Below are 11,532 nucleotides of genomic sequence, written 5' to 3'. Positions count from 1 at the left end.
TGCCGCCCTTTCTAGCCGGGTCTGTAGCTCAGGGGTTAGAGCAGAGGACTCATAATCCTTTGGTCGCTGGTTCGAGACCAGCCAGACCCACCAAAAATAGCCAACAGGCTGCACGCAGTTGCAGCCTGTTTTCTATTGCAACAGCCTAAAAGCAAGGTTTCTCCACCCTGCTGTATGGCCAAATGAGACAAATCGGCGAACCAACACAGTACCCTTCCTATTTGGAACAGTTATACAAAATAATGCTGTTCAAATTCGCAAAAAACCTGTATAGTGCGCGCTTCACTAAACTGGAAGCGTGGCAGAGTGGTTTAATGCAGCGGTCTTGAAAACCGTCGTGGGTTAGGCCCACCGTGAGTTCGAATCTCACCGCTTCCGCCAAATTGAAAAACCTTTGTTGCGAAACAAAGGTTTTTTATTGCCTTTTGCTCTCTTGCAAAAGGCTGCCTGAAAGTGCAGTTTCACGAAGTGAGTTTTAATTGCGTTGCAGCTGTGATTTCAGGTAGCCCCATTTTTATTTCAGGTGCATTTTCCTTATTCCAACTACCTATCCAGCCCCTGTTGTACCATTTCGGCAGCAGGGCGGCGCTTTGGTGCAGTTGTTCGCGCAAGGCTTCTGCGAAGCTAAAATGAAAAAGGCTACCTGAAAATCTTGCATTTGGTATCTTCAGGTAGCCTTTTCGGCAGACTTACTCTTCCGGCTGTTCGCCGTCGGTCTTGTCGCGTTGCCCTTCGGTAATCTCGATATTGATACCGACTTCCTTGCGGATTTGCGCTTCAATTTCGGCGGCCACTTCCGGGTTTTCCTTCAGCCACACGCGCACGTTGTCTTTGCCTTGGCCGATTTTATCGCCGTTGTAGCTATACCACGCGCCGGATTTTTTGATGATGCCGACTTTATCGCCCCAGTCGATCAGCTCGCCTTCGCGGCTTACGCCTTCGCCGTAGAGGATATCGAACTCGGCTTGGCGGAACGGCGGCGCCACTTTGTTTTTAATCACTTTCACGCGGGTTTCGTTGCCCAGGATGTCGTCGCCTTTTTTAATCTGGCCGATGCGGCGGATATCGAGGCGTACGGAGGCGTAGAACTTGAGCGCGTTGCCGCCGGTGGTGGTTTCCGGGCTGCCGAACATCACGCCGATCTTCATGCGGATTTGGTTGATGAACACCACCAAAGTGTTGGTTTTCTTAATGTGGCCGGTGAGCTTGCGCAAGGCCTGGCTCATCAGGCGGGCTTGCAGGCCGACGTGGCTGTCGCCCATTTCGCCTTCGATTTCCGCTTTCGGCACCAGCGCGGCCACGGAGTCGATCACCACCATATCCACACCGCCGGAGCGCACCAGCATATCGCAGATTTCCAGCGCCTGCTCGCCCGTATCCGGCTGCGACACCATCAGCTCTTCCACCTTCACGCCCAGCTTGCGCGCATAAATCGGGTCGAACGCGTTTTCCGCATCGATAAAGGCACACACGCCGCCGTTTTTCTGACATTGCGCGATGGTTTCCAAGCACAGCGTGGTTTTGCCGGAAGATTCCGGGCCGAAGATTTCCACAATGCGCCCGCGCGGCAAACCGCCCACGCCCAGCGCCAAATCCACACCCAAAGAACCGGTGGAAATCACTTCCAAGTTTTCATCCTGATGGCTGCCGTCCATCTTCATGATGGCGCCTTTGCCGAAATTCTTTTCAATCTGCGCCAGCGCGGCGGCCAGAGCCTTTTTCTTATCGTCTTCAGGAGTAGACGCTTTATCTGCCTTGTTTTTTGCTTCTGCCATAATCAATCCCTGTTTCTGAAGTGTGAATAAATCTGGCGGATTATCGCACAAAGCACCGCCGCTGTGTTTGTCGGGAAGCGGTTGAAACTTGAGCGCCCCGCCCGATGCTGGCAATATAGCGCCATTTGAGCCACACATTGCAGATACCCAACATGACCCAATCCGATGCCCAACACGAACAACACCCGCGCAGCATCAAATCTTTCGTTTTGCGCCAAGGCCACATGACCCCCGCCCAACAGCGCGCCATCGATGAAAACTGGCCGCGCTTCGGCCTGGATTTCCAACACGCGCCCGTTGATTTAAATGCCGTCTTCGGCCGGGAAGCCCCGAAAATCCTCGAAATAGGCTTCGGCATGGGCACTGCCACCGCCGAAATCGCCAAAAGGCTACCTGAAAAAGACTTTCTCGCCATCGACGTGCACGGCCCCGGCGTGGGCAATTTGTGCAAACTCATGGCCGAACAGGATATTGCCAATATCCGCGTGATGCGCCACGATGCCGTGGAAGTAGTGGAAACCATGCTGCCCGATGCCTGCCTAAGCGGTATCCACATCTTCTTCCCCGACCCCTGGCACAAAAAACGCCATCATAAACGCCGCCTGATTCAAGCCCCCTTCGTGGCCAAACTGCTGCCCAAACTCAAAAGCGGCGGCTACATCCACCTCGCCACCGACTGGGAAGAATACGCCGTGCAGATGCTCGAAGTGCTGGGCAGTTTCCCCGAGCTGCAAAACACCGCTGAAGCCTATGCCCTCACTCCCGCCTACCGCCCCGAAACCAAATTTGAAGCACGCGGCAAACGGCTCGGGCATGGTGTGTGGGATTTGGTGTTTAAAAAACGCTGATGAGTGGGTTTCAGGTAGCCTTTGGTTTACCATAGCTAAAACCCTTACTCTCTTCATACCGCGTTGGCTTGGCTTTCCGTATTACTCATACTGCCTGCGGTTCGCCGCCTGGTATAAAAAAATAATTGTTTCAGCTATAATCTTGCGCCCACACACTAGCATTCGCATACCCAACTCAAAAAAGCTACCTGAAAACGAATGAAGTAAGTTTCAGGTAATTTCTTACCATACCTTCAAATCTTCCCCAACCATGCCCTTCACCCTTGCTCACCCCGTTGCCATGCTGCCCTTTACCCGCCGCCGCGTTCACTTCCCAGCCATGGTTATCGACAGCCTCGCACCGGATTTTGTGTATTTCCTGCACGGCCGCGCAGTGCCGGGCGGGCATAGTTGGCCAATCTGCTGTGGCCGAACCTGCCGCTGTGTTTCGCCATCTACGCGCTCTATACCGCCCGCCGTCGGCCGCACCGCTCAGCCAAAACCGTGCAGCAGAAAAGCCTCTTCATGGGCAGGCTGCACCCTGCTGACGTTCTCCGGCTGGGCACTTTGGCAAACCGCTGTCCCCGTACCGCTGGCCCATGCCGCTACGCAAACAATCCGCCTCATCGACTGCGGCGTGCTCAGATTATTACTACTCTGCACAGCGCTTTGCTTTCAGGTATCGCTAACGCACTTCTCTTCTCTTACTGCGTTGGCTCGTCTTGCTGTACTTTTGTACTGTCTACGGCTCATGGTCTGGTAGGAGAAGATGTTGCTTCAGCTATAGCCTGAATGGAGTTGAGAGAGGCGGGATGTTTGTTTGACGCTGGAGCCTGTTCCATAAGTTTGGCTGCATGCAGGCGCTTTATAGTACAGTGCAGCCACTTTTTATCTGTTAGGTGATGATGAATATGAAAGAAGTTTCGTGGTTCCGGCTGTGGTCGTATGCTTTGCTGGCTGCTTTGGTAGTGGTGGCCGATCAGTGGAGCAAATTGTGGGTGTTGGATCATATCGTGTTCAACTGGCGCGAACCGGTTATCGAGGGGTTTTTCGATCTGACACATGTGTACAACCCCGGTGCGGCGTTTAGTTTCCTGGCCGGTGCCTCAGGCTGGCAGAAATATTTGTTTGCCGGCTTGGCGGCGGTGGTTACGCTGTATTTGGCATTGGGTATCCGTTCTGGGAAATTCGGCCGTTTGGGTGATGTGGCAGCAGCGATGATTATCGGCGGCGCCATCGGTAATGTCATCGACCGCATCAACTACGGGCATGTAATCGATTTCTTGTTGTTTTATTGGAATAATCGCTACTATCCGGCGTTTAATGTGGCCGATAGTTTTATCTGTATTGGCGCAGTATTGTTCGTAATTGACGGTTTCTGTCAGGGCAGGCGAAATCAAGCTACCTAAAGATAGCAACAGACACACATAGAGGAAAAACATGGTGAAAACCATTATGCTGGCCAATCCGCGCGGTTTTTGCGCAGGAGTGGACCGTGCCATCAGTATTGTGGAACGGGCATTGGAGCTGTTTGGTGCGCCGGTTTATGTGCGGCATGAAGTGGTGCACAATAAATTCGTGGTGGACAATTTGCGCGCCAAAGGGGCGATTTTCGTGGAGGAGTTGGAGGAAGTACCGCCCGGCGCTACACTGATTTATTCGGCGCACGGCGTATCCAAGGCGGTGCAGCAGGAAGCGGCGGAGCGTGGTTTCCGTGTGTTTGATGCCACTTGTCCGCTGGTAACCAAGGTGCACCGTGAAGTGGCGCGATTGGACGAGCACGGCTACCAAATCATCATGATCGGCCATGCTGGCCATTCGGAAGTGGAAGGCACGATGGGGCAGCTGCCGCCTGGCAGTATGCTTTTGGTGGAAACGGCGGCGGATGTGGTCGATTTGGAAGTACACAACCCCGATAAGCTGGCGCACGTGAGCCAAACCACGCTGTCGATTGACGAAACCAAGGAAATCATCGATGCGCTGCGGGCGCGCTTTCCCAATATCCGAAGCCCGCACAAGGAAGACATCTGCTATGCTACCACCAACCGTCAAGAAGCGGTGAAGCAGCTGGCGGCGGCCAGCGATGTGGTGGTGGTGGTAGGCTCGCCCAATTCTTCCAACAGCAATCGTTTGCGCGAAGTGGCCGCGCAGCATGGCGTGGATGCCTATATGGTGGATAATGCAGGCTACCTGAAAAAGGAATGGTTCACCGGCAAAGAGCGGGTGGGGATTACTGCTGGAGCCTCTGCACCAGAGGTGCTGGTGCGAGAGGTAGTGGATACCGTGCACAGTTGGGGCTATGAAACGGTGCAGGAAAGGGAAGGCAAGAAAGAGGGCATCGTGTTTGTGCTGCCCAAAGAACTGCGTGGGTGAGTGTGGACAGATTGGGCAGCAGGTAATACCGGAATGTTTGTGTTCTCGGGAAAACAGATACTCTGGTTTTGGCTGTATTGAGGTAAGGGCAGATTTAAGCAACCAGTATGGCAAAGGTTGCCTGAAAATGGGTTTTAGGTAGCTCTTTGTTTGGTTTGTGTTATAAAAGATTCATAGCTAAATGCATTGATTTCTTTATACGGCGTAGACCTACCTTGTCGCACTCTTGTACTGTCTGTGGCTTGCTGCTTTATATGAAAAGTGTACTTTAGCCATATACTACGAATCATGCAGGCAAAAAGCAGGCTACCTGAAAAATCAAGCAGCCTAAAAGAACAGCTAGAGAGTAACTTTACTGGGTGCAGATGCTTTCGATAGCCTGCGGGATATCGCCGGCACAAGCCCAAATCAATTGACCCTGCGACTGCATTGGCAGCAGGAGAACCGCACGTTCGGCAGTGCTGCCGGCAGGAATAGCAGTAATCGCGCCTTGACTAAGAGTGATACTCTGCCAGAACTCCTCCTGACCAGCAGGAACGTCGATTGCTTCATTGATTTCATTCAAGCGGGTACCTTTGGCTAAGCGGGTTTCCACCCATACTTTCGCCATATTCAGTGCTTCAACGGCTTTCGGATCGGTGATGGTGGGGGCAGCAGGCACTTGCGGGGCGGTTGCGCCCATACCGCTTTCATTGGCCGGTTCGGCCAAGCCGACAATGGATTTTGCCTGCTCGATGATTTCCGGGTTTATATAGGCATATACGCCGCCACCCACCAGAATCAGAGCCAACAGAAGGCCGACTGAACGCAATGCGCCGCCGCCATTCCTGCCGCTGTGTTTGCTGCGGGATTTGTTGTTTCGGGATAATTTTCTCACTGCTGTAGCCATTTATTTGGTGTCCTAATAATTGTTGGATAGTTTAGATGGGTAGAAAAAGAAATTTCGATAGTGGATAAGCATAAAGCGTGCCAAAGTTTGATGTTGGATTAAGTTTGGCGTGATGAATTTTCATTTTGATTATTATTTGTTGTTATATATAGAAATTTATTTATAGAGAATATGCGGATTAGTGATGGGGAAGAGGCTACCTGAAAACGCAGCGCAGTGAAGTTTCTGCGAAGCTAAAATTTCAGGTAGCCTTTAACGGCAAACGGCAGGCAAGAAAAAGCACCCTCAGGCGAGGGTGCTTTTGCATGGCGTTGGGACAATTACATCATACCCATTCCGCCCATGCCTCCCATTCCGCCCATGTCCGGAGCGGCGGGCTTGTCTTCCGGAATGTCGGCTACCATGCATTCGGTGGTCAGCATCAGGCCAGCGATGGAAGCGGCGTTTTGCAGCGCAAAGCGGGTAACTTTGGCCGGGTCGATTACACCCATTTCCAGCATGTCGCCGTAGCTGTCGTTACCGGCGTTGTAGCCGAAGTTGCCGCTGCCTTCCAGCACTTTGTTCACCACCACGCTCGGCTCGCCGCCGGCGTTGGCCACGATTTGGCGCAGCGGAGACTCAACCGCACGCAATACGATTTGCACGCCGGCTTCTTGGTCGGCATTGGCAGTTTCCACTTTACTCAGGGCAGAGCGGGCACGCAGCAGGGCTACGCCGCCGCCGGCCACTACGCCTTCTTCCACAGCGGCACGAGTGGCGTGCAGCGCGTCGTCTACGCGGTCTTTTTTCTCTTTCATTTCTACTTCGGTGGCCGCGCCCACTTTGATTACGGCCACGCCGCCGGCTAGTTTAGCCACGCGCTCTTGCAGTTTTTCCTTGTCGTACTCGCTGGTAGCGGTGTCAATCTGGGTGCGGATTTCGACCACACGGGCTTCTACGGCGGATTTGTCGCCCAAACCATCGATGATGGTGGTGTTTTCTTTGCCCACTTCGATGCGTTTGGCTTGGCCCAAATCTTCCAGCGTGGCTTTTTCCAAAGACAAGCCCACTTCTTCGGCGATCACAGTGCCGCCGGTGAGGATGGCGATGTCTTGCAGCATGGCTTTGCGGCGGTCGCCGAAGCCCGGGGCTTTCACAGCCACGGTTTTCAGGATGCCGCGAATGTTGTTCACCACCAACGTGGCTAAGGCTTCGCCTTCCACATCTTCAGCGATAATCAGCAGCGGACGGCTGGTTTTGGCCACTTGCTCCAGCACGGGTAGCAGGTCTCGGATATTGCTGATTTTCTTGTCAAACAGCAGAACAAACGGGCTATCCAGCTCGGCCAGTTGTTTTTCCGGGTTGTTGACGAAATAGGGGGAGAGGTAGCCGCGGTCGAACTGCATGCCTTTTACCACTTCCACTTCGTTTTCCAGCGATTTGCCGTCTTCCACGGTAATCACGCCTTCTTTGCCCACTTCATTCATGGCTTGGGCGATGATGTTGCCGATGGATTCGTCGGAGTTGGCGGAAATAGAAGCCACTTGGGCGATTTCCTTAGATTTCTCTGGCACTGGCTTGGCAATGTTCTGCAATTCTTTTACCAAAGCGGAAACGGCTTTATCGATACCACGTTTCAGATCGGTCGGGTTCATGCCGGCGGTAACGTATTTCATGCCTTCGGCCACGATGGCTTGTGCCAACACAGTAGCGGTAGTGGTACCGTCGCCGGCCACATCGTTGGTTTTGGAGGCGACTTCTTTCACCATCTGTGCGCCCATGTTTTCAAACTTGTCTTTCAGTTCGATTTCCTTGGCCACGGTAACGCCATCTTTGGTGATGTGCGGGCCGCCGAAAGTGCGGTCCAACACCACATTACGGCCTTTCGGGCCGAGTGTTATTTTCACGGCGTTAGACAAAATGTTTACGCCGTTTACCATCTTCTGGCGGACTTCATTGCCAAACTGTACATCTTTTGCTGCCATATGTATGACTCCTAAAATAAAAAATCAGAAATTATTATCTTGACGGGCTTGCTTATTCCACGATGCCGAAAATGTCTTCTTCGCGCATCACTAGCAACTCTTCGCCGTCTGCTTTCACGGTTTGGCCGCTGTATTTGCCGAAAATCACGCGGTCGCCCACTTTCACATCCAGCTTACGGCGCCCGCCGTCTTTGGTGAGCTTGCCGGCGCCCACGGCCACTACTTCGCCCATATCGGGTTTTTCAGAGGCAGAGCTGGGCAAAACAATGCCGGAAGCGGTTTTTTCTTCGGCTTCCAGACGTTTGATAACCACACGGTCGTGCAACGGACGAATTTTCATAAATCTTCTCTCCAGAATTGAATTTGATGATTTGTTGCTACCCGATTGAGGGTAAACAGAAATATGCCGGACAGGGCACGGCACACCACTTGTGCGGGCTTGAAGATAAGGCTGGTGACGTTGAATTCAAGAGTGGGGTGGGAAAAATATTTGGCTGAAGGAGGAGAGGATGGCAGAGAGCAAACTCTGCATGTCCCCCCGGCCACAGCTACCCCATCCACATCGGCTTTCGCCTGCTTGATAATCTGGCCGAACACATCCGCCCACACATTAGCAGCAAAGCCGCCATCATCAGCAACCAGACCGTTGCCCCGCTCTACCTTGCTTCTATTGAAGCCGCCTGCCGACAACTCGGCATCAGTACCTGCAGCATCATCCTGCCCGACGGCGAACAATACAAAAATAACGAATCCCTCCAGCAAATCTACACTGGATTGTTGCAGCACCATGCCGACCGCCGTACCACCATCCTCGCTCTCGGCGGCGGCGTAATCGGCGACCTTGCCGGTTTTGCTGCCGCTACCTACCAGCGCGGCATCCCCTTTATCCAAATCCAAGATATCTGCCTAGATACACAAATTCGGAGGTGAACATTGAGTTCAACTGTTGAAATCACTGAGCTGTATTTCGCCGCCCTGTGCGAGCAGGCAAAGAAGGAAAAATCCACATCGCCGAAGGCTGGGCCACGGCAGCCTTATACGAACAACTTTCACAGCAATACAGCTTTACTCTATACAACAGGAACGTGTGCGCGTGGCGGTACATGCTTTTGCCGGTTGAGAGCAGCTGATTGTTGCCAACGACATCGTGGCCTTTATCCCTCCGGTAGTAGTAGGCTGAATATTTGATTTGAATGAATAAGCAATAGAAAGCTAAGCCCTGCACCAACAGCTTTTAATAAGGGGCTGTACTAGATTAGCCCTAAATTCCACACCACTTCCGCAGCGTTTTAAGCTGCCGGGATGGTGTGCCGAAGTTAAGCCGGAATTCGCATTCTTTCAAGAACAGCAGGAAAGATTTGCGGTCGATTCCGTTGTATTTGCGTAAGGCGCGTTTTGCCTGATTCCAAAAATTTTCGATGCCGTTGATGTGGTTCTGACGGTCTGCAAACGCTTTGGCATGATTGATGCGGTGATAGATAAAACCACTCACATCCAGTCTGTCGTAGCTGCTTAGGCTGTCCGTGTAAATGATGCTGTCAGGGATAATTTTTTATTTGATGACAGGCAGTAAAGTTTCATACTTGTCGTTATCTGCAACCACCGTATAGGCCTTATCATGCTGTTTCAGAATACCGGAGACGACCACTTTGCCTGCCGCCACGCGACCGCGCCTACCCTTACGCCGTCTGCCAAAATAACTTTCGTCCAACTCAACTGGGCTATCAAAAATCTCATTAGTAGCCAGTGCCAGATGATGGCTGATGACTTAGCGGATTTTGCGGTAGAACAGGGCTGCCGAATTGGGATGGATACCTAAAATATCGGCAGTGGCACGGGCAGTAACTTCCAGCACAAAAAAACGGATCAGTTCTTTCTGTACTTTTTCTTTAATTTGCAGTGTGTTATCTTCATACTCTGAGGGTAACATAGATTGCTAATCTAGTACGGTCCTCTTAATAAATGAGCAATGCGGCGCTTTCCTCAGCTTCGAAGACTGGATACGCCGTCAAAACGATGGGCAGCGCGTGAATTATTTGGTGTACGGCGTGTATGAAGAATTGGCGTGCTGCCAAGGGCAGGCTGTGATTGAAGAGGCCAAACGCTGCTTTGGCTTGGAAGCAGCCGTGTGCGTGTACCACTACAGGTGGCTGGAAGTGGGTGGCATGGCGGTGTGGGTGGGTGTAACCACCTGCCACCACGATATGGCCTTCGCCGGCTGCCGCTACGTTATCGACATGGTGAAAGCCGAAGAGCTGATTTGGGAATAGGAATTCTATAAGCGTCCAAGTTGTTGTCTCATGATTTGGATAACCAAACGGCGGGTGGCGAACGCCAACAGGTCAAATAGCGGGTTGCAGTCATAAACAAGCTACTTGAAATTTCATGTAGCCTTTTGCCTTGTGTGGTTTTTTAGCCAATCGCATCCGCCACGCGGATTTTGGAGCGGTCGGTAATTGAGGCAAGCCAGTAAAATCTGTAAAATAGCAGAATAGGGCGGCAGGTTTGGAATAATTGCCCACATCCTTTCGCCCTGTGCCGTTTCAGTCTGGCCGTCGGCGCGTTTTTTGCCGAATTTAATTTAAAACCGAATGGTTGTCGTATCCCAATGGCCCTATTGTAGTGCCAACCTGGCATTGGCAGCATTCGGTTTTCAGGAAAAACACCATGCGAGGCTATCAACTCAACCCCAACCAACCCGTAGGCGGCGTTATTGCGGAGGATGCTGACCAGCAAATCGTGCAGCTCAACCTGCAAAAAGGCAATGAAGTGCCACCCTATTCGGCTGAAGCCATTATTACCATCACCGTCCTCTCTGGCGCGGTATGCCTGAAAACCGAGCAGGGGCAGATTGATTTGCAGCCGATGACCCTAGCGCGGCTTGAACCGCAGGAAACCCATGCCCTCGTGGCTTTGGAGGATAATACCTCCGTACTCGTGGTGAAACAGCTGTGCTACCACGCCCTGTTAAACCAAAAACTGCGCTTTGGCCGCTGCTGCGTTTAACCGTTTTCGTGCCGTATTGCCTGGCAATGCGGAATTATTTTAAAACCATAGCTTTACAACACAACTCTTGGAGATGAATCATTATGATTAAAGGTATTCAAATTACCCAATCAGCCCAACACCCCGCCTTGGTGCACTCTTTCTGGCTGTTGGACGACGAAACCCAGCAGGCGCGTTGCCTGTGCAGCAAGGACGAGCATTTCGCTGCCGACCAAATCGTTGCCCTGAGCGATTTGGGCGATGTGAGCTACCAAGAAGTGGCCGTAGACAGCTATATGCGTCCGAAAGTGGAAGGTGGTCAGCACCTGAACGTAAACGTGATGAGCCGCGAAATGCTGGAAGACGCAGCCGCCAACCCCGATAAATACCCGCAGCTCACCATCCGCGTATCCGGCTATGCCGTGCGCTTCAATTCCCTCACGCCCGAGCAGCAACGCGATGTGATTACCCGCACCTTCACGCAGCATATGTAAACCGGAATCACAACACAGCCCCGCCGTTTCAGATGGCGGGGCTGGTTTTTTTGGGGGTATGAAATAGATAAGGGTAGGCTGCAAGATAAGTAAAAGTAGCTCCGGTTTTGCTGAGCCATGACCAAACAGATTCTAGGTCGCCTGATTAGTACGCAGGAAGGCTACCTGAAAATTCAAAATGGTTTGATTATGTGGACCAAATTTTTCAGGTAGCCTGATGTCACC

The 11,532-nt window shown here is 52.2% G+C and carries 11 protein-coding genes, 2 tRNA genes and 2 pseudogenes; 10 read left to right on the top strand and 5 right to left on the bottom strand.

Going from position 1 to position 11,532, the window contains the following annotated elements; genetic code table 11:
• The first annotated feature begins 17 nt into the window (after nt 1-17).
• Together A7P99_RS07835 and A7P99_RS07830 are read left to right on the top strand one after the other, a co-directional pair.
• Nucleotides 18-93: transfer RNA gene (locus tag A7P99_RS07835), tRNA-Ile, on the top strand.
• Between the two features lie 199 nt (nt 94-292).
• Nucleotides 293-381 (top strand) — tRNA-Ser (locus A7P99_RS07830).
• Nucleotides 382-689: 308 nt separating this feature from the next.
• Here the strand turns inward: A7P99_RS07830 and recA are convergent.
• Nucleotides 690-1,775 carry a recombinase RecA gene (gene recA / locus A7P99_RS07825; protein WP_067528632.1) on the bottom strand — a complete coding sequence of 362 codons (1,086 nt, stop codon included), beginning with the start codon at nt 1,773-1,775 and terminating at the stop codon, nt 690-692.
• Nucleotides 1,776-1,927: 152 nt separating this feature from the next.
• Between recA and trmB the strand changes: the two genes are divergently transcribed.
• From trmB to ispH, 4 genes are all read left to right on the top strand, one after another.
• A complete protein-coding gene (trmB, locus tag A7P99_RS07820) occupies nt 1,928-2,623 on the top strand; it encodes a tRNA (guanosine(46)-N7)-methyltransferase TrmB (protein ID WP_067447972.1) in 696 nt (231 codons plus the stop codon).
• A 250-nt stretch (nt 2,624-2,873) separates the two neighbouring features.
• A complete protein-coding gene (locus tag A7P99_RS09795) occupies nt 2,874-3,365 on the top strand; it encodes a DUF4184 family protein (protein ID WP_255361307.1) in 492 nt (163 codons plus the stop codon).
• A gap of 139 nt (nt 3,366-3,504) precedes the next feature.
• Nucleotides 3,505-4,011, top strand: a complete 507-nt coding sequence (gene lspA, locus A7P99_RS07810) for a signal peptidase II (protein ID WP_153705563.1) — start codon at nt 3,505-3,507, stop codon at nt 4,009-4,011.
• Nucleotides 4,012-4,042: 31 nt separating this feature from the next.
• The gene (gene ispH / locus A7P99_RS07805; RefSeq protein WP_067528630.1) at nt 4,043-4,975 is read left to right on the top strand and encodes a 4-hydroxy-3-methylbut-2-enyl diphosphate reductase; all 933 of its coding nucleotides are present in this window, start codon (nt 4,043-4,045) and stop codon (nt 4,973-4,975) included.
• A 352-nt stretch (nt 4,976-5,327) separates the two neighbouring features.
• Here the strand turns inward: ispH and A7P99_RS07800 are convergent, their stop codons facing one another.
• The 3 genes from A7P99_RS07800 to groES all read right to left on the bottom strand — a co-directional run bounded on the left by A7P99_RS07800 (nt 5,328) and on the right by groES (nt 8,168).
• A complete protein-coding gene (locus A7P99_RS07800) occupies nt 5,328-5,852 on the bottom strand; it encodes a hypothetical protein (RefSeq protein WP_153705562.1) in 525 nt (174 codons plus the stop codon).
• 332 nt (nt 5,853-6,184) lie between these two features.
• Nucleotides 6,185-7,828 (bottom strand): chaperonin GroEL, encoded by a 1,644-nt coding sequence (groL, locus tag A7P99_RS07795; protein WP_067444056.1) that lies wholly within the window; start codon nt 7,826-7,828, stop codon nt 6,185-6,187.
• A 52-nt stretch (nt 7,829-7,880) separates the two neighbouring features.
• Nucleotides 7,881-8,168, bottom strand: a complete 288-nt coding sequence (gene groES, locus A7P99_RS07790) for a co-chaperone GroES (RefSeq protein WP_067528628.1) — start codon at nt 8,166-8,168, stop codon at nt 7,881-7,883.
• 215 nt (nt 8,169-8,383) lie between these two features.
• Here groES and A7P99_RS09790 point away from each other — a divergent pair.
• A pseudogene (locus A7P99_RS09790) lies at nt 8,384-8,722 on the top strand (3-dehydroquinate synthase); the annotation flags it as partial.
• 367 nt (nt 8,723-9,089) lie between these two features.
• Here the strand turns inward: A7P99_RS09790 and A7P99_RS09785 are convergent.
• Nucleotides 9,090-9,742: pseudogene (locus A7P99_RS09785) on the bottom strand (IS1595 family transposase).
• A 44-nt stretch (nt 9,743-9,786) separates the two neighbouring features.
• On the opposite strand from A7P99_RS09785, the gene A7P99_RS07770 reads away from it, so the two are divergent.
• From A7P99_RS07770 to grcA, 3 genes are all read left to right on the top strand, one after another.
• Nucleotides 9,787-10,098 carry a molybdenum cofactor biosynthesis protein MoaE gene (locus A7P99_RS07770; protein ID WP_082880691.1) on the top strand — a complete coding sequence of 104 codons (312 nt, stop codon included), beginning with the start codon at nt 9,787-9,789 and terminating at the stop codon, nt 10,096-10,098.
• Between the two features lie 397 nt (nt 10,099-10,495).
• A complete protein-coding gene (locus tag A7P99_RS07765) occupies nt 10,496-10,834 on the top strand; it encodes a hypothetical protein (RefSeq protein WP_067440978.1) in 339 nt (112 codons plus the stop codon).
• Between the two features lie 83 nt (nt 10,835-10,917).
• Nucleotides 10,918-11,307, top strand: coding sequence for an autonomous glycyl radical cofactor GrcA (gene grcA / locus A7P99_RS07760; RefSeq protein ID WP_049257642.1), 390 nt, complete (start codon nt 10,918-10,920; stop codon nt 11,305-11,307).
• The last annotated feature ends 225 nt before the right edge of the window (nt 11,308-11,532 follow it).

Source organism: Eikenella sp. NML120348 (assembly GCF_001648435.1).
In the GTDB taxonomy this organism is placed as follows: Bacteria; Pseudomonadota; Gammaproteobacteria; order Burkholderiales; family Neisseriaceae; genus Eikenella; species Eikenella exigua.
Note: the sequence above shows the minus strand (reverse complement) of the source record. Positions and strands in the feature narration are given on the sequence as shown.

What these genes read in the sequence shown, in the direction of transcription:
- ispH (WP_067528630.1), top strand. Translation starts at nt 4,043, where the DNA reads ATGGTGAAAACCATTATGCTGGCCAATCCGCGCGGTTTTTGCGCAGGA.
- trmB (WP_067447972.1), top strand. Translation starts at nt 1,928, where the DNA reads ATGACCCAATCCGATGCCCAACACGAACAACACCCGCGCAGCATCAAA.
- groES (WP_067528628.1), bottom strand. Translation starts at nt 8,168, where the DNA reads ATGAAAATTCGTCCGTTGCACGACCGTGTGGTTATCAAACGTCTGGAA.
- A7P99_RS07765 (WP_067440978.1), top strand. Translation starts at nt 10,496, where the DNA reads ATGCGAGGCTATCAACTCAACCCCAACCAACCCGTAGGCGGCGTTATT.
- A7P99_RS09795 (WP_255361307.1), top strand. Translation starts at nt 2,874, where the DNA reads ATGCCCTTCACCCTTGCTCACCCCGTTGCCATGCTGCCCTTTACCCGC.
- groL (WP_067444056.1), bottom strand. Translation starts at nt 7,828, where the DNA reads ATGGCAGCAAAAGATGTACAGTTTGGCAATGAAGTCCGCCAGAAGATG.
- grcA (WP_049257642.1), top strand. Translation starts at nt 10,918, where the DNA reads ATGATTAAAGGTATTCAAATTACCCAATCAGCCCAACACCCCGCCTTG.
- lspA (WP_153705563.1), top strand. Translation starts at nt 3,505, where the DNA reads ATGATGAATATGAAAGAAGTTTCGTGGTTCCGGCTGTGGTCGTATGCT.
- recA (WP_067528632.1), bottom strand. Translation starts at nt 1,775, where the DNA reads ATGGCAGAAGCAAAAAACAAGGCAGATAAAGCGTCTACTCCTGAAGAC.